This window comes from Ectothiorhodospira mobilis, assembly GCF_016584115.1.
GTDB classification, from domain to species: domain Bacteria; phylum Pseudomonadota; class Gammaproteobacteria; order Ectothiorhodospirales; family Ectothiorhodospiraceae; genus Ectothiorhodospira; species Ectothiorhodospira mobilis.
In genome coordinates this window covers 32,808-51,917 of record NZ_NRSK01000018.1, presented here as the reverse complement: position 1 = coordinate 51,917, position 19,110 = coordinate 32,808, and the positions used below count along the sequence as shown (strand labels likewise).

Sequence of the window (19,110 nt, the reverse complement as noted above, 5' to 3'; positions counted from 1 at the left end):
GCGGGCCTTAGCGGGAGCCGCGGCCCCAGAGCACCACTTCCACCGTCTGCAGGATGGTGAGCAGATCCAGGGCCATGCTCTGGTTCTTGACGTAGTAGAGGTCGTACTTGAGCTTCTCGAAGGCGTCCTCTTCGGAGGCGCCGTAGGGGTAATGGATCTGCGCCCATCCCGTCAGGCCCGGCTTCACCCAATGGCGGTGCCGGTAGTAGGGCAGCTTCACGGCCAGGGATTCCACGAATTCCGGACGCTCCGGCCGCGGACCGACAAAGCTCATATCCCCGCGCAGGACGTTGAACAACTGCGGCAGTTCGTCCAGGCGGGTCTTGCGCATGAAGGCCCCGAAACGGGTCACGCGGGGGTCTTGCTTCTGGGCCCACACGGCCTTGCCGTCCTTCTCCGCATCCATGACCATGCTGCGGAACTTGAACAGGGTGAAGGGCTGGCCCTTCTGCCCCGTGCGCACCTGACGGAAGATCACCGACCCGCGCCCCCGGCTCTCCAGGGCGATCCCCAGGGCACAGATCAGCATCAGCGGCCAGGTCAGGCCCAGCAGGGCCAGGGAGGTGACCACATCCAGGACCCGCTTGGCGTGATCCCGGTAGACGCTGTGGCGGAATCCCCGGCCGAAGACGAAGCTGGAGGGCCGCAGGATGTCCAGCCGCAGCAGCCCCGCCTCGCGTTCGAAGAAATCGGCCACATCCAGGACATTGAGACCATGCATCTTGCAGTGCATGAGCTCGTCCGCGGGGAAACCGCGCCGGGGGTCGTCGTAGGCCACCACCACATCGTCGATGTGGTGCCGGCGCACGAACTCGGGCAGCGGCTCATCCAGGCGCACGACGGGTTCGTCCGCCACCCGGATATGCTCCTCCCCACCCGGGACGAAACCCACCACGGTGAAGGCCACCCGGTCCGACCTGCGGCGCAGGCGCTGGAACATGCTGGCGCCCTCCCCCGCGCCCAGCACCAGGACGCGGCGCTTGAAGGCATCATGGGCCACCAGGTGATAGATCCCCAGGCGCACGGCGAGGAGGCCGGGCAGGGCCAGCCCCGTGGCCGTCAGCAGGACCTGCCAGGGTATCGACACCCCCGGGAAGAACAGGACCAGGCCCGTCAGCAGGACCGTTCCCAGGGAAAGGGCCCCGATGATCCGGGAGGCCACCGCGGCCACGCCCCCCCGGAATCCCCGCCGGTAGAGCCCCATGCAGAGCATGCCCACCATGTTCAACGCCATGAACAGGACGATCTGCGTGGAACCGACCGTGGCATCCGCCGGAGGAATGGAGGTCCGGGACAATCCATGACCGGTCAGCAGGATGGCGAGGGCGAGGACCAGGGCCTCGGTGCAGAACAGCAGCAGGAAGGGGGAGGACAACTCCCGGCCGAGGATGCGCAGGTGGAAATGCCGGATGCGAAGGGGCCTTCGCCCGCCGGAGGGCTCCCGGGGCCCTGGTGCAGGCGGGCCTCCATCGATGGATCTCAGTCCCGGCCCTCCGGCCACCCCGGGTGCACCCGCCATGGTCACCACACGGTCTTCCGCTGGATCGCCCATTCCATACCCCCATTGACCCGGCTCATGACCCTTATGCCGGTTCCTTCAAGCCCTTCCGAGCCACCGGACATCCGGCAGGATCGGGCCTCGGTCACGGCTCAACTGTGACTCAATTCACAGTCTAGCAGTCCTTTTGAACGAGTCCAGTCCTTCCGGACAGGCGTCGTGCCACGGCAGGAAAAGACCAATCCCTTGTGCGGGGATCCACCCCCTCGGCAGGTACCGGAAGTAAGGATGGACCTCCACCCCCGACACTGCAAGTGCAATCGCGCCAGCACAACGCCCGATCCACGGTCTCTCACCGGCGGGAGACCGCATCCCTCAGCCGCGGAATCCGGAGGCCGGGCATGGCCCCCATGGGGTTACGAAGGCACCTCCGGCCGCAGCCGATCCACCCAGAGGGCGCTGGCCCCGGCCACCGCCGCCGGCATCACCAGAAAATTCGCCAGGGGGATCAGGGTGGCCAGCATCACCCCGGTGCCAAACCCCAGGGACAACCATCGCTGCCGCCCCAGGATACGGCGCTGCCGGTCGGGCCGCAGGTCGTGATGGCCCATGGGGTAATCGGCATACTCCAGGGCCAGCATCCAGGCGGTGAACACCGCCCAGACCAGGGGGGCGAGCAGGTTCACCCCCGGGATGAGGAATAGGACCAGGAGGGGCAGCGCCCAGCGGATGAAATAGCCGAGCTTGCGCAGTTCGTCCAGCATCGCCCCCGGGGCCCCCTTCACCGCCTGCCAGAGCCCTCCGCCCCCCGGCGGGGCGCGGCCGCTCAGGCGTCGCTCCACCGCCTCCGCCAGCAGGTCATTGAACGGCGCGGCGATCAGGTTGGCGACCACGGAGAAGGTGAAAAACAACAGCACCGCCGCCGCCACGAAGAACACCAGCCACAGCACCCCGGCGAGCCAGGCCAACCACTGCGGCAGGGCCGGGAGGACGGCATCCACCAGCAGGCCGAACTGATCGGCGGCCAGCCAGAGCAGCACGGCGAACACCAGGGCATTGATCAACAGGGGCAGGGCCACGTAGCGACGCAGCCCGGGCTCGGCGATGAGGCGCAGGCCGCGCAGGAGATAGCCGGTACCGGCGAAAAATGGCTTGAGCATGGTCGCGGCCCCCGATGCGTTGCAGCGGCCTCAGGCCGCCGGGGCGGGAGGATGGGGCAGGCTACGGTCGGGATCACCAGCGGGGGCTTCAGGCCCGCCCGGCATGCCGCAACGACCCCGCGCCCGAACGCATCCCTGGCGATGAAGAAGTGGTGCCGGAGATAGGGATCGAACCTACGACCTTGGCATTACAAGTGCCCTGCTCTACCAGCTGAGCTACTCCGGCATTGTGGCTGGCATTATGGTAGACGACCCCCCGCACCGCCGCAATCGGATCAGCCCAAAAGCCCGAATCCGGCACGGAGGTTCATGACCCCGGGCAGGGCTGGCGTTGCAGACGCATCCCCTCCACCGGCAGCGGCAGGACACCGAGGTCGGCAGCGGCGGGGGCGGCCAGATCCAGCCAGTATTGCGGCCGCTCCTGAAAGCGTACCACCAGGACCGGGTGCAGCCCCAGGGAGCGGATCCGGTGCAGGTGCCGGGCGGCCCGCACCTTGTCGGAGAACAGCCCCAGGGACAGATCCCCCTTCCGGGCTCCGTCCAGGATGACAAAGTAATCCGTAAGCCCGGCCGCCCGCAGCCGCCGGATCAGGGGCGCGGGCCCCGCCTCCCCCGTGGGCAGGACCACCCAGTAGGAGGCCGGCACCTGTACGCTCATGCGCCGCAAGGCCCCGGTCATGCCGGCGGCTCGGAAGGCCTCCAGACGGCGAGCCGCCTCCGCCTCCCCCTGAAAGGGCCCCAGGCGATGGCAGGCGGGCCCGGCCGTGGCTGTGGCGGCCGGCGGCGGGTCCGCCTTCTCCGCCAGGCGCAGCAGGGGCACGCCGGGACGGGCCGCGGACAGGGCGCCTCCCGCCGGGTCCGGCAGTGGCGGTGACAACAGGGCCCAGGCCAGCCAGGCCAGGTTCAACACCACCAGCAGGGCGAACAGGACCCGCATCAGCCCCGCTCCAGGGCCCAGGCCAGTCCCTGCAGCACCAGGTCCGGCATATGCACGGCGCCGCAGGCCAGATGGGGGACAAGGCGCGGGGCGTCCCCGCCGGTGAGGAGGACCGCCGCCTGGGGCGGCGTTTCCCCCAGGCGGGCGGTCAGGGCATCGATGGCGGCGGCCAGCCCCAGCAGCGTCCCCGAGGCCACGGCATCGCCGGTGCACACCGCGGGCACGCAGGATTCCCCCCCCTCCACGGCCCCGCCCACGCCGGGGGCCAGGCCGAGGCTACGGCGCATCAGGCCCAGCCCCGGCAGGATCAGACCGCCGCTGTGGTGCCCACCCGGCAGCAGCCGGTCCAGGGTCACGGCCGTACCGCAATCCACCACCACGGCCGACTCCTCCCCCAGGGCCCGGGCCCCGGCCAGGGCGGCGTAGCGGTCCCGGCCCAGACGATCGGGGTCGTGGTAGGCGGAGACGATGCCATGCTGCGCCGCATCCACCTCCAGGAAACGGGGATCGGGCCAGCCCCGGCGCCGTGCCCAGGCGGCGCAGGCCGCGCGAAAGTCGGGGCCCACCACCTCCACGGCCCAGACCCCTTCCACAGGCCGCGCCGGCAGACGCTCCCCCAACGCTTCCAGCAGTGCCTCCCAGGGGGCATCGGCGGCCCCGGGATGTTCCAGCGCCCCCCGATCCTGCAGTGTCCGCCCATCCCAGAAGGCCCATTTCAGGCGGCTGTTGCCCACGTCCAGCAGCAGCCTCATGGCGTCCTCCGCAGGCTGATCTCCCCGGTCTCGATCCATTCCCTGCCCCGGGCCGTCTCCAGGCAGAGCCGCCCCCGGGCATCCACGCCACGGGCGATCCCCCTGCGCTCCCCCCCCCCGGTGAGGGTCACGGGGCGATTCCGGGTGGCATCGCGCCGGTTCCAGTCCCCATGGAAGGCCGCGAATCCCGGCTCCGGATAGGCCTGCAGCATCCCCACCAGGGCACGGATCAGGGCGGCGGCCAGACGGCTGCGGGAGGGCAGTGGTTGCAGACCGGCCCCGGCCAGATCGGCATGGGGCTGGCCCACCTCCAGGTGGGGGGGCAGGCGCAGGTTGATCCCCACACCGAGGATGAGGGCATCGGGCCCGCCCCGGCCGGCCCGGGCCTCCACCAGGATGCCCCCCAGCTTGCGCCCGTGCAGATACAGATCGTTGGGCCACTTCAACTGCAGGCCCCGCACCCCCAGATCCTCCAGGGCCTGCGCCAGGACAACCCCGGTGGCCAGGGGTACGGTGGCATCGGGCCGGGGCCAAGGGCGGATGTCCCAGAGCAGCGACAGGGCCATCCCGGCACAGGGGGGCATGCGCCATTGCCGTCCCCGACGGCCGCGCCCGGCGCTCTGGAAATCGGCGCAGCAGGCCACAGGCCCCTGCACCCCCTGGCGCCGGGCCCGGTCCAACCAGGCGCTGGTGGAATCCACCTGCTCCAGGGCGTGCACCTGTGGCACCTGCGGCAGGTCCTCCAGGGCGGAGCGCACCCTCCCGGCATCCACCGGATCCGGGGGCGGCTCCGGGGGCAGGATGGTCTCCCCCTGCCGCCGCCAGGCCAGCCCCACCTCCCGCAGGCACTGCAGACCGGCCTCCACCTCCGGCACCGGCAGGTCCAGCCGCGCCGCCAGTTCCTGCAGCGTACGGGGCACGGCCAGCAGCCGCAGCAGGCCATCGGGGAATCGGGGCAGGGGATCGGAGGTGGACATGCGTTGCAGGCTCGTTCGCGGTATCCCTATGATCCGCCCAAGGGGGACCGAAACTCAATGCACACCGCACCACCCATCCGCCGCGCCGCCCCGTGGCTGCTGGCCCTGGCCCTGGCCCAGGGGACGGCCGCTGCGGACGAGGTCTATGTGCACCGCGACGAGCACGGCGGTACCTGGTTCACCGATCAGCGGGAGATGGGGGAGGGATTCACCTTCATCGAACGCCGATACTACGGTCGTCCTCCGGCCCGCAGCGCCTGCCGCGGACTGACCCCGGACGCGCTGGAGCGCCGGGCGCAACGAGAGATGGGATGGGTGCGGCACTACGCCCGGCTCAACGGGCTGGACCACCGGCTGATCCGGGCCATGATCACGGTGGAATCCTGCTTCGACCGCCATGCCGTGTCGCGGGTGGGGGCCCGGGGGCTGATGCAGCTGATGCCGGCCACCGCCCGGGAACTGGGGGTGGAGGATGCCTTCGACCCGCGCCAGAACATCCGCGGCGGCACCACCTATTTCGCCCGTATGCTGCAGCGCTTTCATGAGGACACGCGCCTGGCCCTGGCGGCCTACAACGCCGGACCGGGGGCCGTGGAGCGCCACGACGGCATCCCCCCCTATCCCGAGACGCGGGACTACGTGACGCGGGTGATGTCCCTCTACCAGGGCCTGGGGGGCGGCTGAAGGCGGATCATTCACGCCAGATGAGGGTGGCCATGCGTCCGGTGCGCCCGTCCCGGCGATAGGAGAAGAAACGCCCCGCTTCCCCGTGGGTGCAGGCCGTCATGCCGTGCACCTCCCCCACCCCGCAGGCGATGAGCCGCGCCCGGGCCAGGGCCTGCAGGTCGGCGAGCCAGCGGTCCCCCCGCGCCGGTGTGAAGGCGCAGGCCATGCCGGGATCCTGTTGCACAAAGGCCCGGCGCACCTCCGGCCCCACCTCGAAGGCCGCCGGGCCGATGGCGGGTCCGAGCCAGGCCAGCAAGGCCTCCGGGGGACGGGTGAAGGCCGCCACGGTGGCCTCCAAAACCCCGGCCGCCAGGCCGCGCCAGCCGGCATGGGCCACGGCCACCTCCTCCCCCGCCCGGTCACAGAGGCACACCGGCAGACAGTCCGCCGTGAGCACGGCGCAGACGACGCCCGGCCGCCGGGCGATGGCGGCATCCGCCCGGATGGCATCCGGCGTCACCTCCGCCGCCTCCGCCACGGTGGTGCCGTGCACCTGTTCCAGCCAGACCGGCTCCCCGGGCAGGCCCAGGGCCCGCACCAGGTGCCGCCGGTTCTCCCTCACTGCCTGCGGGTCATCCCCGGTATGCAGGGCCAGGTTCAGCTCCTGGAAGGGGGGACGGCTCACCCCGCCGCTGCGGGTGGTGACCACGGCGCGGACCCCGGCGGGGGCGGGCCAGCGGGGTTCGATGCACAAAGGTTCGGGCAAGACGTGCTCCTCGTCGCAATGATTCAGCAGGGGGATTCCTCCAGATCCTCCGTTCCCGGCGGCCCGGCCACGGCCACCCGGTTGCGCCCCTCGCCCTTGGCCCGGTAGAGGGCCAGATCGGCCCGGCGCCGGGTGGCGTCGGAGTCCTCGTCCCGGGGATCCAGGGCCGCCAGGCCGACGCTCACCGTGACCCCCACGATCCCGCCGCGGTAGACCACGGGGGTGGATTTGACGGTGCGCCGCAGCCGCTCCGCCACCCCCCGCGCATCCTCCATGGCGGTGGCCGGGAGCAGGGCGGCGAACTCCTCCCCGCCCATGCGCGCCCCCAGGTCCATGCGCCGCAGGATGGTGCGCAGGAGTTCGGCCACGTGCCGGATCACGGCATCCCCGGTGGAATGGCCGTAGGTATCGTTGATGCTCTTGAAATGATCCAGATCCATCATCAGGACCACCGCCGGTTGATCCGGACGGCGCTTGACCCGGGCCAGCTCATCGACCATGCGCCCCAGGAACTGGCGGCGGTTGGCCAGGCCGGTGAGGAAATCCGTGCTGGCCAGACGGCGCAGTTCCTCCTCGCGGTGTTTGCGTTCGCTGATGTCCGCGAGGGTGCCGGCCATCCGCAGCGGACGGTCATCGCCATCGCGACAGATCACCCGCCCCCGTCCCAGGACCCAGATCCAGCCCCCGGAGCGGTGACGCACGCGGTACTCGCAGGCATAGTGCTCGCTCTGACCCTGCACATGCCGCTGCAGGGCGGAGGAGACCCGGGTCAGGTCCTCCGGATGCAGCAGGTGCAGCCACTGATCCAGGCTTTCCTCGAAAGGATCCCCCTCGGCATAGCCCAGGATCCCGCGCAGGCGGGGGCAGTACCGGATACGCCCGGTGCCCAGGTCCCAGTCCCAGACCCCGTCCCCGGCACCCTGCAGGGCGAGGCGCCAGGGCTGTGCGACCGTGTCCCACCGGCCATCCCCGGAAGGGACGTCCAGGGTGCACAGAAAGTGCCTTACCTCGCCCAACCGGGCCAGATGGATCACCTCCGGGAACGACGTCTCCCCGTCGGGGGAGAACAGCACCTCCCGGTACACGGGGCGACCATCGGCAGGGCAATCGGCCAGCCAGCGTTCCAGGGCCTCCCCTCCGGCGCCGGGCACAAGCCCGGCGAAGTTCGGCCATGCCCCCGGCACACCGCCCAGGCCCAACCGGGAGCGGGCCGGGGGATTGGCCGCCCGGATCGCACCATCGGGCGCCAGCACCAGGGCCGGCACCGGCAGGGCCCGGATCACCCCCTCCAGGGGATCCGTGGCCGGGTCCGTGTATCGCGACAAACCTCCTTCTCCTTGTGCCCATCCTGCAGGGTACGGGCACGCCTCTATCGCAAGCCGATCATCATAATCCGGGGCCGGGGACGATGCCAGACAACCCCTTCCTCCCCTGACCCGCCCCGGGGCGGATCTTCTAGACTCGATGTAGCGGCCACAGTCCGGCCACCGGGGTTGAATCCCCCCTCCATTCCACTGCGGGAGGACGCCATGAGTGACTGGCAAACCGTATGCGAAGCCACCGAACTGAAGGAGGACCGGGGCCACGAGGTGTGGGTCAACGGCCGCCCCCTGGCCCTGTTCCTGCACCAGGGCCGGGTCCACGCCCTGGACGATCGCTGTCCCCATCTGGAGGGCCAGCTGTCGGAAGGTCGGGTGGTGGGTGGGGACGCGGTCTGCCCCCTGCATGGCTGGAACTTCGACCTGGAGACGGGGATCTCCCCCTACCATCCCGGCGACCGCATCGACACCTATCCGGCCCGGCTCAAGGATGGCCGGGTGGAGGTGGACGCCGCCGCCGTCCCGCCCCTGCCCGCCGCCACCTTCGAGGGCTACCAGGGGCGCTGGCGGCGCTGGTCCGGGGATACCCGGGGTAAGGCCGAGATCCGCCGCCTGGCCATGGGCAAGGGTCCCGCCTTGGCCCCCATGGGGGCGCCGGCCGAGTCCCCCGGTCCGGTGCCCGGATTCGACCACTTCCACCTGGCGGCGGCGCAACTGGAGCCCATGCCCCGCCTCGACGGGGAGCCCGCCGACACCCGGGTGATCCTGGGGTCGGGGGCCGGGGCGCCGCTGCACCTGGCCCTGCCCGTAACCATCTCCCACATGTCCTTCGGCGCCCTCTCCCGGGAGGCGAAGATCGCCCTGGCGGAGGGGGCCGCCCGGGCGGGCACCCTGATCGGTTCCGGCGAGGGGGGAATGCTGCCCGAGGAACGGGCGGCCGCCGGGCTCTACGTCCTGGAGATGGCCAGCGGCTACTTCGGTTGGAACGAGGAATCCATGGCCCGGGCCGATGCCTTCGAGATCAAGCTGGGCCAGTCGGCCAAGCCCGGTCTTGGCGGGGAACTGCCGGCCACCAAGGTGACAGAGGAGATCGCCCGCGTGCGCGGCATCCGGGCCGGCGAGGCCGCCCGCGCCCCCGCCCGTTTCCCTGACCTGGAGGATGCCCGCGCCCTGGGGGAGCGCATCACGGCCCTGCGCCGGGATCACCCGACAAAGCCCGTGGGGCTGAAGATCGCCGCCAACCGCCTGGAGGCGGACCTGGAGGCCGCCCTGGCCCTGGAACCGGACTTCATCACCGTGGACGGCTTCGGCGGCGGCACCGGCGGCGCACCGGTGCATGTCCGCGATCATTTCGGCATGCCCCTGGTGATGGCCCTGCCCCTCGCCCGCCGCCGCGTGGATGCCCATAACGCGCTCAGCGAGCGGCCCGTGACCCTGGTGGCCACCGGTGGCATCCGCACACCGGCCGACATCCTCAAGGCCCTGGCCCTGGGGGCCGATGCCTGCGCCCTGGCCACGGCGGCCCTCTTCGCCCTGGGCTGCGAGTACTACCGCGCCTGCCACACCGGGCGCTGCCCCACCGGCGTGGCCACCCAGACCCCACGCCTGCGGGCGCGGGTGGACCCGGCCGTGGCCGCCGAACGCGTGGCCCGTTTCCTTGACGGCACCCGCGCCATCCTCGAGGACTACCTGCGGGTCACGGGCCATGCCGGGATCGGGGCGCTGTCCCGGGATGACCTGATCCCCCTCACCCCGGCGGCCCGGGACCTGCTGGAGGCGGGCTGAAGGCACCGGGGAGGACTCCAATGGAGGATATGTTGACACCCTCTGAAGCCGAGTGGTCCCTGCAGATACCCCCGAGGGTTCCCCCAGCGGCCCCCCACGCTAGGAACGCGCAGATTGGAGGTGAACTCCGTACTTGGAGATTTCGGCATCGGCGGTAAGGATGGTCAGCCCTTCGGCTTGTGCCTGGGCGATGCGCATGCGGTCGAACGGGTCCTTGTGGTGCTGTGGCAATGCGCCGGCCTGCGTGCCGTGGAAGAAGGTCATCGGCAAGTGGTTGAATCCCTCCTCCTCGACGATGCTATCGAGGTCCTGGTCCTCGATGCGTAGCTTGCCCATGGCCTGTTTGATTGCGATCTCCCAGCCGGTGGCCGCGCTGACGAAGACCTGGTTGCGGGGATCGGCGATGGCCGCCCGGGCACGCTCGCCAAGAGACGGGTCCCCGCTGAGCCACCAGAGGAACGTATGGGTGTCGAGCAGCAGACGCCTCATGCCCCCCCCTCAAAGGCCTTGATGACCTCTGTGGGGGTCTCGTCGAAGTCCGCCGACATGTGGATCCTGCCGGCGAGACGACCTGGCTTTCGTTGCCCCTGGGGCGCGACGTAGGGACGAAGCTCAAGATAGGGCTTACCGTTCTTGGCAATGATGACCCTTTCTCCCGCCCATGCTTGCTCGGCCAACTGGGAGAGCTTCGTCTTGGCCTCGTACATATTGATCTGGACTGACATTGCAACCCGAACCCCCGCATAGTCTAGTTGGTCTAGACTATTGCGTGAGAGCAAGGTTCGCAATCACGACTCGGCATGTGCCTGGCAAGCGCGTTGGGCCGGATTTCTGGCGGGCTAAAGCAGCGTCCCCCTGAACCGGGTTTACGTCCACAACGGGCTTGTGGACGTCCTTCCAGAAGACTTTCAACACGTGAGTTAAACCCCTTGGAAACGGCAGGGCCTGCCCGCCAGACAGGGTGGCAAGAAAGCGGGCGGCACGGAAGAACGGCCTCGATCCTCAGCCAGGTGGACGGGGAGTCCGGCATCCGGGAGGCGGGATAGCACGGGAGCTACACCCTGCTGTGCGGCAGGGTTTTGCGGGCTGGTGTCCCGGCAGTACCCCAAGAAACGAAAAAGCCCGCTCAATAGCGGGCTGAGTCGTTGCTTATATGGTGGCCGGGGACGGAATCGAACCGCCGACACGGGGATTTTCAATCCCCTGCTCTACCAACTGAGCTACCCGGCCTGACCTTGTTGCTGCAGGGGAGGCCCCTGCGCGAAGGCACGTATTAAAGCGTTCCCCGGGGCTTTCGTCAAGCCCCGCGGGGGATCAGGTCACGCACCCCGGCCCGGATCCACGAAGCCTTCGGGCCGGGTGGCCCCCTCGCCGAAGAAAAACTTCTCCATCTCCCCTTCCAGGAATTCCCGGGCCTTGGGGTCGATGGGGGTCAGGCGGTACTCGTTGATGAGCATGGTCTGGTGTTGTATCCACTTCTGCCAGGCCTGCTTCGAGACATTCTCGAAGATCCGCTTGCCCAGTTCCCCCGGATAGGGGGGGACATCCAGGCCCTCGGCCTCTTCACCCAGCACAACGCATTTCACCATGCGAGTCATCGTCTTCTCCGTCGTCTTGCATCACGTGTTGCAGCAGCCGGCTCACCGGGGCCGCCAGGCCCAGGCCGGCATGGGCGTGCCCGTTATACCAGACCCGGTCCGGGGCTTCCATCACACCCGGCGCGGGGGCTTTCACCCGCAACTGCACCGGGGTGATCTCCAGGCGGAAGTGGGTGAAGGTGTGCACGAAGGCGGGCAGTGCCCGCACCTCCACGGGATCCGCGCCCAGATGCCGTCGGCACCAGGCCTGTGCCGCCTCTCCGGATCCGTCCTCCTCCACCTCGGGGAGCCCCCACAGTCCGCCCCAGAGCCCCGCGGGCGGGCGCCGCTCCAGCAGCACCCCCTCCGGCGCCGTCACCAGGAGCATGGTGGTACGGCGCAGGGGCTGCGCCCGCCGGGGCCTGGGAGTGGGCAGATGTCCCTGCAGGCCCTGCTCCCGGGCGATGCAGTCCGCCGCCAGGGGGCAGTCCCCGCAGGCGGGGCGACGGCGGGTGCAGACCGTGGCCCCCAGGTCCATGATGGCCTGGGTATAGTCCGCCACCCGCTCGGCCGGGGTCAGGGCCTCGGCCAGGGTCCAGAGTCGGGCCTGCACGGCGGCGGCGCCGGGCCAGCCCTCCACGCCCCGGTGACGGGCCAGCACACGCCGCACGTTGCCATCCAGGATGGCCTCCCGATCCCCGAAGGACAGGGCCAGGATGGCCGCCGCCGTGGAGCGGCCGATGCCCGGCAGGGCACTCAGGGCCTGCCGATCCCGGGGGAATCGGCCACCGTGCAGATCCACAATGCGGCGGGCGGCCTTGTGCAGGTTGCGGGCCCGGGCGTAGTAGCCGAGCCCGGACCAGTGGTGCAGCACCTCATCCAGGGGGGCATCCGCCAGGTCCCCCACCCCGGGAAAGCGCGCCATGAAGCGCCGGTAGTAGGGAAGGACCGTGGCCACCCGGGTCTGCTGCAGCATGATCTCCGAGACCCACACCCGGTACGGGGTGGCGGGCCGCTGCCAGGGCAGGTCGTGGCGTCCGTGCCGGTCGAACCAGGCCAGCAGGCGGGGGGCGAATGCCCGCGGCTCAGCGGAAGCGGTCAAGCAACTGCTCCTGGAGGCGCCCGGCCTCCTCCTTCAGCCGCTGCTCCTGCTCCTGGAGGGCGGCGTCCGCCTCCTCGCGCACCCGCTGCTCCGCCTCTTCCCGGGCCTGCTCCGCCTCCTGCTCCACCCGGGCCTTGAGCACCGATTCCAGATCGAGCCCGATGCGGGGATCATCGAAGGTCCCGCCCACGGTGATGGGCAGGTTCAGGTTGCGCAGGTTGTCCAGGGGGCGTCCCCCCTGCCCCTCCAGGGTGGCCACGAGATTGGTGTCCACGCGGTAGTCCAGACGCCGGGGCGGCAGGTCCACCTCGCCCTGTCCGCGCACCCGAAGCAGGGGCGAGGCGGCCTGCAGGTCGTCGTTTCTCACCAGGCCGTCTTCGATGGTGAAGCTGCCGGTGAGCTCGGTGAAGTCGGTCTGCCGGGGGGCGTCCCCTTCTTCCAGGGTCTGCCCCCGCAGCCGGGCCTCGGCCTGGCGGATCACCTGGGCGATGTTGATGCCCTGGACGGCGCCGTCCCGGAAGCGCAGATCCCCATTGCCGTCCAGGGCGGAGACCAGGGCCCGCACCGAGTCCCCCCGGGTGGACAGGGACAGGTTCACATCGCCGGTGCCGGTGAGCTTGCCATCGCCGGTGAGGTCATCCAGCAGGGGGCCGATGCGCACCGAGGACAGGGCCGCCCCGGCGCTGTAGGTGGGGGTATCCTGGCGCACGTCCAGCCCGAGACGGCCCTCCAGGCTGCCGTTGTAGAGGTTGCCGCGGATGGACTCCACGCCCAGGCGCCCGTCCCGGGCCTTGACCTTCAGGGACACGCCCTGCATCCGCAGCCCCGAGACCCTGAAATCATCCACGCGGAAGGTGCCCTCCAGGTTCAGGCCGCGCAGGGTTTCCATGGGCAGGGCGATGGGGGTGTCCGGCCAGCCCGTGGGACCCGTTTCCTTGCCGGCCGCGTCCCCGGTCTCCTCGGCAGCCGGGGGCAGGTAACGGTCCAGATCGATACGATCCAGATCGATGCCGAAGGTCACCGCCGGCTGCGCAAAGCCCTGCAGGGCGGCCCGGCCGGAGAGGGTGCTCTGATCCAGGGTCATCAGCAGTTGATCCACATCCAGCCGTTCGCCCTGCATGTTGAAGGCCAGGTCCAGGGCGGCCTGGGTGAGCACCTCGGGATCGGCGGTGGCGGGGGCTTCCATCTCCAGGGCCGCCAGGACCTTGCGGGGGTTGAAACGACCGCTGCGCAGCTCGCCTTGGACCCGGGGGGTTGCGTCCAGGCCGGTGACCTCCACCAGCCCGGTCCAGTGGGTCTCCAGGGCATCCAGGGTCAGGCGCTCCACCTTGGCCAGCCCGGATGCCAGATCGGCCACCAGGTCCGCCTCCAGACGGGCCTCCACGGGGGCCGGAAGGGCCTCTCCCCGGGCATCCAGCCGGGTCACCATCTGGCGCAGGGCATAGCGCTGCCCGGCCGGGTCCAGCATCAGCAGGCCCTGGGTCTCCAGGCGGGCATCCAGCCCCGGGTCGGGCACCTGCAGGCTAAGGGAGATCTCCAGCGGGGCCTCCTCCCCCATGCGCAGCTGCCCCAGGGTGAGGTCGAAGGGGTCGATGGTCATCTCCGTACCGGCCTGGGCGTCGCGCCAACTCACCCGGGCATCGCGCACGTTCACCCCGGCGATATCCAGCCCCCGCAGGGCCGGCGGCACGGGTTCACCGGCTCCCGGGGACGGGGTCTCTTCCTCCGGGGCCTCCCCTGCGGACGGGGCCGCCGTCAGATCCTCCCAGTTGCCGCGGCCTTCGGCGTCGCGGGCCAGGTTCAGGTCCAGCCCCTCCAGGCGCACCCGCTGCACCTCCAGTTCGCGCCGCAGCAGGGGCAGCAGGGCCACGGAGACATCCACCTGCCGGATACGGGCGAAGTGCTCCCCGGGGAAACCCTCGGCGTTGGACAGGGTGGTCTCCCCCAGTTCCAGCCCCAGGCGGGGGAACAGGGACAGGCCGATGTCCCCCCGGATCTCCAGGTTGCGACCGGTACGCTGCTCCACGGCGGCGCTGATCTCGTCCTTGTACTCGTTGGGGTCCACGGTGATCAGGACCACCCCCGCCAGGGCCACCAGGACCACCAGCAGGACCGCCACTGCCACCAGGCTGCGCTTGATCCACTTCATCGATGCCTCCGCGAGCAACCCCGCACCCGAACGGCGCGGTGTGCATCCAGTCGTTTGAACGCGCTCAGTCTAACCGCCGCCCGGTCTGCATGCACGACCCATCCCCGCTTCAGGGGCAGGCCTCAGCCCCTGCCCCGGGACGGACATCCGCCCTCCCCCGCCGTGGCATCCCCGTCCCCTGCATCCCGTACCCATTCCCCTGATCGCCCGCCAGACTTGTGCACCAGGGCGATGCCCTCCATCACCATCCCGCGATCCACCGCCTTGCACATGTCATAGACACACAGCAGGGCCGCCTGCACCGCCGTCAGCGCCTCCATCTCCACACCGGTGGAGCCCACGGTGCCGGCGGTGACCCGGCAGTGGATGCGGGGCGGATCGTCCCGGGGCTCCAGGGCCACGTCCACATGGCTCAGGGCCACGGGATGACACAGGGGCACCAGGTCCGCCGTACGCTTGCTGGCCATGATCCCCGCCACCCGGGCCACCCCGAGGACATCCCCCTTGCCGTGCCCCCCCTCGCGGATCCGGTTCAGGGTATCCGGGGCCATGCGGATCCACCCCTCGGCGGTGGCGGAACGCCGGGTGGGCGGTTTGCCCCCCACGTCCACCATGTGGGCCTCGCCGGCGGCGTTGAAATGGGTGAGCAGGTGCATGGATCCGGAACTCCATCATGAGGCTGCGGTTACGGGGAACCATGCTAGCGCAGCCGCGCCCGGGGTGTCCGCCGCGCCGGCCCCGGAGGGGGGTTGACGCCCTGGGGGACGCACCGGAGACTGCCCCGCAGGCGGGGCCGCCATCCCGGACGGCCCCAAGGGAAGGGAGCACCATGGCATGGTCATCCGCGTGCGTTACTTCGCCCGCCTGCGGGAGGAGCTGGGCCGGGAGGAAGACACCCTGGACGCCAAGGGCCTCTCCTGCGTCGCCGATGTCTGGGCCCGGGCCCATCCCGGCCAGGAGCGGCCACCGGGGGTGCTCATGGCGGTGAACCAGGCCTATGCCGCCCCCGACGATCCCGTGCGGGACGGGGACGAGGTGGCCTTCTTCCCGCCGGTAACCGGGGGCTGAGATGGCGGTCTCCCTCCATCCTGATCCCTTCGATCCGCTGGCCCTGCTGGCCGCCTGCACGGAGCCGTTGCCGCCCGGCGGCCATGGGGCCCAGGCGATCTTCATCGGCACCCTGCGGGACTTCAACGAGGGGGATACGGTACGGGCCATGACCCTGGAACACTACCCGGGCATGACCGAGGGGGAACTGGAGCGCATCGAGCGGGAGGCACGGGACCGGTGGCCGCTGCAGGAGGTGCGCATCGCCCACCGCGTGGGATCCATCACACCGGGGGAACCCATCGTCCTGGTGGCGGCCTGGTCCACCCACCGCGCCGCCGCCTTCGACGCCTGCCGCTTCCTGGTGGAGGCCCTCAAGTCCCGGGCCCCCTTCTGGAAACAGGAGACCCTGGCGGACGGCCGCCAACGCTGGGTACAGGGCAATGCCTGAGCCGCGCGCCGGAAACCGCCCGGGTCAGACCCCGGCCACCCCCGCCAGGTGCCGGCGGGGATCATAGGGCATCTCCTTGCGCATGCGCTCGTAGAAACGACGCGCCTTGTCGCTGTCCGCCGGGGGCGTGACCATCTGCAGGACGACGTACTGATCCCCCGGCGGATTGCCCGGCATGCCCCGCCCCTTCAGGCGCAGGCGCCGCCCGGAACCGGACCCGGCGGGAATCTTCATCTCCACCGGCCCCTGCAGCGTGGGCACGCTCACCGTGGCCCCCAGGGCCGCCTCCCAGGGGGTGATAGGCAGGTCCAGGTGGATGTCCCGGCCCTCCAGGTGGAAATGGGGATGGGGCTTGATCTGCACCTCCAGGTAGAGATCCCCCGCCGGGGCGCCGCCCATGCCGGGGGACCCCTGGCCCGCGAGCCGGATGCGTTGCCCCGGGATGACACCGGCGGGCACCTTCACCTGCAGGTTGCGATTCCCCGCCCGCACGGACACCGAACCGCCCCGGAAGGCCCGCTCCAGATCCAGGTTGATACGGGCCACCCGGTCCTCCCCGGGGGCATGGAAGCTACGGTGGGTACGGTGCCCCCGGGTGCGGCGGGCGCCGCCGCCGAAGAGGGTCTCGAAAAAGTCGGAAAAGTCGCTCTCGGAGAACCCCTCCTGGAACCCGGAGGAGCTCCGAAAACCACCGCCCCCCGGGGGCGCGCCACCGAACCAGGCATCCCAGTCCGGCGGCGGCCGGAAGTCCTGGCCGGAACGCCAGCTACTGCCCAGTTGGTCATAGGCCTTGCGCTTCTCGGCATCCCCCAGGACCTCGTAGGCCTCGTTCACCTCCTTGAAGCGTGCCTCCGCATCCGGTTCCTTGCTCACGTCCGGATGGTACTTGCGCGCCAGGCGGCGGTAGGCCTTCTTGATCTCGTCCTGGGAGGCGGAGCGCTCCACCCCCAGCACCTTGTAGTAGTCTTTGTATTCCATAGGTGCTCACGATACCCCAAACAAAGAGCGCCGCGTGAGAACGCGGCGCAGGGTGGGAACGGCAGGCCCCATGCAGGGCCCGCCGCCGGTTCAGCCCTCCACGGTGATGCGACGGGGCTGCACCTTCTCCTGCTTGGGAATGTGTACTTCCAGCACGCCGTTGGCACTGCGGGCGCTGATGCGCTCGGCATCCGCCGTATCCGGCAGGGAGAAGCGCCGGTAGAAGCTTCCGCGCACGCGCTCCACCCGCTTGTAGTTCTCCCGCTCCTCGGTGCTCTCCGCCTTGCGCTCACCGCGGATGGTGAGCACACCGTTCTCCATGTGCACCTCGATATCCTTGGGATCCACGCCGGGCACGTCGGCGTGCAGGACGTAGGCATCCTTCTCCTCGCGGATGTCCACCGCCGGCATCCAGTCGCTGGTGGCAGCGGGCTCCTCCCCTCCGGCCATCCCCGAAGGGTTCAGACGATCCAGCTCGCGGGAGAGCTGGTTCAACAGGCTCCAGGGTTCGTAACGGGTCATGAACATGGCACTCACCTCCGTTGTCCGATCTGCTCGTTACCACATCGTCTTTCACACCCGGATATTGGGGTGACGGGACGGATTTCAAGGGAAATGCCACCCCGGGGGCGGGACACCGGCCCCTTCCCGTACAATAGTCCGTTCATGGCAACCCAGGAGTGAGCATGTTGAACAGCATGACCGGTTTCGCAAGATGCGAGGCCACCGGCGAGTCGGGCACCCTCGTCTGGGAACTGCGCAGCGTCAACCACCGCTATCTGGAGATCGCGCCCCGCCTGCCGGAAGAGCTGCGCGCCCTGGAGGGGCCGGTGCGCCAGAAGGTGCAGGAACGGCTGGGCCGCGGCAAGGTGGAATGCCAGCTCCGCTTCCGCCGGGCCGAGGGGCAGACGGGGGGCATCCAGCTGGACGAGGCCCTGGCCCGGGAGGTGATCCAGACCGTCACCCGCGTGGAGCACTGGATGATGAACGCCGCCCGCATGACCGCCATGGACATCCTGCGCTGGCCCGGCGTGGCCGCCGAGGCCAGCCCCGACCTGGAACCGGTACGCCAGGCCGCCCTGGAACTGCTGGATCAGGCCCTGGAGACCCTGGCCCAGAACCGCGCCCGGGAAGGGGCCCAGATCCGCGAGATGCTGCAGACCCGCTGCGAGGCCATCACCCAGCAGGTGGCCCATGTACGCACCCGCCGCCCCCAGGTGATCGAGGCCCTGCGCACCCGCCTGCAGACCCGCATCCAGGAACTGGGCACAGACCTGGACCCCGGCCGCCTGGAACAGGAACTGGCCCTGCAGGCCCAGAAGCTGGACGTGGCCGAGGAACTGGACCGCCTGGACGCCCACGTGGCCGAGGTGCGCGCCATCCTCGAGCGCAACGAACCCGTGGGCCGGCGCCTGGACTTCCTCATGCAGGAGATGAACCGGGAGGCCAACACCCTGAGCAGCAAGTCCAACGACATGGACACCACCCAGGCGGCGGTGGAACTGAAGGTGCTCATCGAGCAGATGCGCGAGCAGGTGCAGAACGTGGAGTGATTCCTGCTTCTCCAGGACGTCGTCACCGGAAGAGGCCTGCAAGGCCCGACGTTCACCCGAAACAGTGACTATGCTGCATGGGGATGATCCATCACCGGCACCCCCTTCCAGGAACCGCCGCCATGCCCCGTTACCACCTGCATCTGGAGATCTCCCGGGAGGCCTTTCTGCAGTACTACAGCGGCGCCGCGGCGGCCGTGGTGGCCCGGTCCGCGGAGGGGCCCCGGGTGCGTTTCCCCGCATCGGCCCTGCGGCCCTTCGTGGGCCATGACGGCATCAACGGCCGCTTCGTGCTCACCGTGGACGAACACAACCGCCTGCAGTCCCTGGACCGGGTGGATTGACTCCTGGCCTACTGGATGGCACATGGCCCCCGGCGCCGGGGTGCGCGTA

The 19,110-nt window shown here is 70.1% G+C and carries 21 protein-coding genes and 2 tRNA genes; 6 read left to right on the top strand and 17 right to left on the bottom strand.

Going from position 1 to position 19,110, the window contains the following annotated elements; genetic code table 11:
• Positions 1–7: 7 nt before the first annotated feature.
• The 6 genes from CKO33_RS08700 to CKO33_RS08675 all read right to left on the bottom strand — a co-directional run bounded on the left by CKO33_RS08700 (position 8) and on the right by CKO33_RS08675 (position 5,324).
• A complete protein-coding gene (locus tag CKO33_RS08700; protein ID WP_242472553.1) occupies positions 8–1,375 on the bottom strand; it encodes a TIGR03013 family XrtA/PEP-CTERM system glycosyltransferase in 1,368 nt (455 codons plus the stop codon).
• A gap of 539 nt (positions 1,376–1,914) precedes the next feature.
• Positions 1,915–2,658, bottom strand: coding sequence for a sulfate transporter CysZ (gene cysZ, locus CKO33_RS08695; protein WP_200181550.1), 744 nt, complete (start codon positions 2,656–2,658; stop codon positions 1,915–1,917).
• Between the two features lie 150 nt (positions 2,659–2,808).
• Positions 2,809–2,884 (bottom strand) — tRNA-Thr (locus tag CKO33_RS08690).
• A gap of 81 nt (positions 2,885–2,965) precedes the next feature.
• The gene (locus CKO33_RS08685; protein ID WP_200181548.1) at positions 2,966–3,595 is read right to left on the bottom strand and encodes a hypothetical protein; all 630 of its coding nucleotides are present in this window, start codon (positions 3,593–3,595) and stop codon (positions 2,966–2,968) included.
• Positions 3,595–4,347: a type III pantothenate kinase gene (locus tag CKO33_RS08680; protein ID WP_200181546.1), complete on the bottom strand. Its 753-nt coding sequence runs from the start codon at positions 4,345–4,347 to the stop codon at positions 3,595–3,597. Before CKO33_RS08680 ends, CKO33_RS08685 begins: the two co-directional genes overlap by 1 nt.
• Positions 4,344–5,324, bottom strand: coding sequence for a biotin--[acetyl-CoA-carboxylase] ligase (locus tag CKO33_RS08675; RefSeq protein ID WP_200181544.1), 981 nt, complete (start codon positions 5,322–5,324; stop codon positions 4,344–4,346). The genes CKO33_RS08680 and CKO33_RS08675 overlap by 4 nt, the downstream gene beginning before the upstream one ends.
• A 57-nt stretch (positions 5,325–5,381) precedes the next feature.
• Between CKO33_RS08675 and CKO33_RS08670 the strand changes: the two genes are divergently transcribed.
• Positions 5,382–6,008, top strand: a complete 627-nt coding sequence (locus CKO33_RS08670) for a lytic transglycosylase domain-containing protein (RefSeq protein WP_200181542.1) — start codon at positions 5,382–5,384, stop codon at positions 6,006–6,008.
• Between the two features lie 7 nt (positions 6,009–6,015).
• Here the strand turns inward: CKO33_RS08670 and pgeF are convergent, their stop codons facing one another.
• Together pgeF and CKO33_RS08660 are read right to left on the bottom strand one after the other, a co-directional pair.
• The gene (gene pgeF, locus CKO33_RS08665) at positions 6,016–6,756 is read right to left on the bottom strand and encodes a peptidoglycan editing factor PgeF (protein ID WP_200181541.1); all 741 of its coding nucleotides are present in this window, start codon (positions 6,754–6,756) and stop codon (positions 6,016–6,018) included.
• A gap of 23 nt (positions 6,757–6,779) precedes the next feature.
• Complete coding sequence (locus CKO33_RS08660) at positions 6,780–8,081, bottom strand: sensor domain-containing diguanylate cyclase (RefSeq protein ID WP_200181539.1); 1,302 nt, start codon at positions 8,079–8,081, stop codon at positions 6,780–6,782.
• 204 nt (positions 8,082–8,285) lie between these two features.
• On the opposite strand from CKO33_RS08660, the gene CKO33_RS08655 reads away from it, so the two are divergent.
• Positions 8,286–9,860: a glutamate synthase-related protein gene (locus CKO33_RS08655; protein ID WP_200181537.1), complete on the top strand. Its 1,575-nt coding sequence runs from the start codon at positions 8,286–8,288 to the stop codon at positions 9,858–9,860.
• A gap of 99 nt (positions 9,861–9,959) precedes the next feature.
• On the opposite strand, the gene CKO33_RS08650 is transcribed toward CKO33_RS08655, so the two are convergent.
• The 7 genes from CKO33_RS08650 to moaC all read right to left on the bottom strand — a co-directional run bounded on the left by CKO33_RS08650 (position 9,960) and on the right by moaC (position 15,344).
• Positions 9,960–10,349: a type II toxin-antitoxin system VapC family toxin gene (locus CKO33_RS08650; protein WP_200181529.1), complete on the bottom strand. Its 390-nt coding sequence runs from the start codon at positions 10,347–10,349 to the stop codon at positions 9,960–9,962.
• Positions 10,346–10,585: a type II toxin-antitoxin system Phd/YefM family antitoxin gene (locus tag CKO33_RS08645; RefSeq protein ID WP_242472552.1), complete on the bottom strand. Its 240-nt coding sequence runs from the start codon at positions 10,583–10,585 to the stop codon at positions 10,346–10,348. The genes CKO33_RS08650 and CKO33_RS08645 overlap by 4 nt, the downstream gene beginning before the upstream one ends.
• A gap of 429 nt (positions 10,586–11,014) precedes the next feature.
• Positions 11,015–11,090, bottom strand: a tRNA-Phe gene (locus tag CKO33_RS08640).
• 89 nt (positions 11,091–11,179) lie between these two features.
• On the bottom strand, positions 11,180–11,458 hold the full coding sequence (locus CKO33_RS08635) for an oxidative damage protection protein (protein ID WP_200181527.1): 279 nt from the start codon (positions 11,456–11,458) through the stop codon (positions 11,180–11,182).
• Positions 11,424–12,539, bottom strand: coding sequence for an A/G-specific adenine glycosylase (mutY, locus tag CKO33_RS08630; RefSeq protein WP_200181525.1), 1,116 nt, complete (start codon positions 12,537–12,539; stop codon positions 11,424–11,426). Before mutY ends, CKO33_RS08635 begins: the two co-directional genes overlap by 35 nt.
• Positions 12,523–14,688 (bottom strand): AsmA family protein, encoded by a 2,166-nt coding sequence (locus tag CKO33_RS08625; RefSeq protein WP_200181524.1) that lies wholly within the window; start codon positions 14,686–14,688, stop codon positions 12,523–12,525. Before CKO33_RS08625 ends, mutY begins: the two co-directional genes overlap by 17 nt.
• Positions 14,689–14,810: 122 nt before the next feature.
• A complete protein-coding gene (gene moaC, locus CKO33_RS08620; RefSeq protein WP_200181522.1) occupies positions 14,811–15,344 on the bottom strand; it encodes a cyclic pyranopterin monophosphate synthase MoaC in 534 nt (177 codons plus the stop codon).
• Between the two features lie 178 nt (positions 15,345–15,522).
• On the opposite strand from moaC, the gene moaD reads away from it, so the two are divergent.
• Complete coding sequence (gene moaD / locus CKO33_RS08615) at positions 15,523–15,756, top strand: molybdopterin converting factor subunit 1 (protein ID WP_200181520.1); 234 nt, start codon at positions 15,523–15,525, stop codon at positions 15,754–15,756.
• A 1-nt stretch (position 15,757) separates the two neighbouring features.
• Positions 15,758–16,186, top strand: a complete 429-nt coding sequence (locus tag CKO33_RS08610; protein WP_200181518.1) for a molybdenum cofactor biosynthesis protein MoaE — start codon at positions 15,758–15,760, stop codon at positions 16,184–16,186.
• 24 nt (positions 16,187–16,210) lie between these two features.
• Here CKO33_RS08610 and CKO33_RS08605 read toward each other — a convergent pair whose 3' ends face one another.
• Together CKO33_RS08605 and CKO33_RS08600 are read right to left on the bottom strand one after the other, a co-directional pair.
• Positions 16,211–17,164 carry a DnaJ C-terminal domain-containing protein gene (locus tag CKO33_RS08605; RefSeq protein WP_200181516.1) on the bottom strand — a complete coding sequence of 318 codons (954 nt, stop codon included), beginning with the start codon at positions 17,162–17,164 and terminating at the stop codon, positions 16,211–16,213.
• Positions 17,165–17,254: 90 nt separating this feature from the next.
• On the bottom strand, positions 17,255–17,692 hold the full coding sequence (locus CKO33_RS08600; RefSeq protein ID WP_200181558.1) for an Hsp20/alpha crystallin family protein: 438 nt from the start codon (positions 17,690–17,692) through the stop codon (positions 17,255–17,257).
• A gap of 158 nt (positions 17,693–17,850) precedes the next feature.
• On the opposite strand from CKO33_RS08600, the gene CKO33_RS08595 reads away from it, so the two are divergent.
• Together CKO33_RS08595 and CKO33_RS08590 are read left to right on the top strand one after the other, a co-directional pair.
• Positions 17,851–18,717: a YicC/YloC family endoribonuclease gene (locus tag CKO33_RS08595; protein ID WP_200181515.1), complete on the top strand. Its 867-nt coding sequence runs from the start codon at positions 17,851–17,853 to the stop codon at positions 18,715–18,717.
• Between the two features lie 122 nt (positions 18,718–18,839).
• On the top strand, positions 18,840–19,061 hold the full coding sequence (locus tag CKO33_RS08590; protein WP_090483304.1) for a DUF2835 domain-containing protein: 222 nt from the start codon (positions 18,840–18,842) through the stop codon (positions 19,059–19,061).
• The last annotated feature ends 49 nt before the right edge of the window (positions 19,062–19,110 follow it).

Bases quoted from the DNA above. Each gene is read 5' to 3' on its own strand.
- cysZ (WP_200181550.1), bottom strand. From the start codon at position 2,658: ATGCTCAAGCCATTTTTCGCCGGTACCGGCTATCTCCTGCGCGGCCTG.
- CKO33_RS08685 (WP_200181548.1), bottom strand. From the start codon at position 3,595: ATGCGGGTCCTGTTCGCCCTGCTGGTGGTGTTGAACCTGGCCTGGCTG.
- CKO33_RS08680 (WP_200181546.1), bottom strand. From the start codon at position 4,347: ATGAGGCTGCTGCTGGACGTGGGCAACAGCCGCCTGAAATGGGCCTTC.
- CKO33_RS08675 (WP_200181544.1), bottom strand. From the start codon at position 5,324: ATGTCCACCTCCGATCCCCTGCCCCGATTCCCCGATGGCCTGCTGCGG.
- CKO33_RS08670 (WP_200181542.1), top strand. From the start codon at position 5,382: ATGCACACCGCACCACCCATCCGCCGCGCCGCCCCGTGGCTGCTGGCC.
- CKO33_RS08655 (WP_200181537.1), top strand. From the start codon at position 8,286: ATGAGTGACTGGCAAACCGTATGCGAAGCCACCGAACTGAAGGAGGAC.
- CKO33_RS08650 (WP_200181529.1), bottom strand. From the start codon at position 10,349: ATGAGGCGTCTGCTGCTCGACACCCATACGTTCCTCTGGTGGCTCAGC.
- CKO33_RS08645 (WP_242472552.1), bottom strand. From the start codon at position 10,585: ATGTCAGTCCAGATCAATATGTACGAGGCCAAGACGAAGCTCTCCCAG.
- CKO33_RS08635 (WP_200181527.1), bottom strand. From the start codon at position 11,458: ATGACTCGCATGGTGAAATGCGTTGTGCTGGGTGAAGAGGCCGAGGGC.
- CKO33_RS08625 (WP_200181524.1), bottom strand. From the start codon at position 14,688: ATGAAGTGGATCAAGCGCAGCCTGGTGGCAGTGGCGGTCCTGCTGGTG.
- moaC (WP_200181522.1), bottom strand. From the start codon at position 15,344: ATGCACCTGCTCACCCATTTCAACGCCGCCGGCGAGGCCCACATGGTG.
- moaD (WP_200181520.1), top strand. From the start codon at position 15,523: ATGGTCATCCGCGTGCGTTACTTCGCCCGCCTGCGGGAGGAGCTGGGC.
- CKO33_RS08610 (WP_200181518.1), top strand. From the start codon at position 15,758: ATGGCGGTCTCCCTCCATCCTGATCCCTTCGATCCGCTGGCCCTGCTG.
- CKO33_RS08605 (WP_200181516.1), bottom strand. From the start codon at position 17,164: ATGGAATACAAAGACTACTACAAGGTGCTGGGGGTGGAGCGCTCCGCC.
- CKO33_RS08600 (WP_200181558.1), bottom strand. From the start codon at position 17,692: ATGTTCATGACCCGTTACGAACCCTGGAGCCTGTTGAACCAGCTCTCC.
- CKO33_RS08595 (WP_200181515.1), top strand. From the start codon at position 17,851: ATGTTGAACAGCATGACCGGTTTCGCAAGATGCGAGGCCACCGGCGAG.
- CKO33_RS08590 (WP_090483304.1), top strand. From the start codon at position 18,840: ATGCCCCGTTACCACCTGCATCTGGAGATCTCCCGGGAGGCCTTTCTG.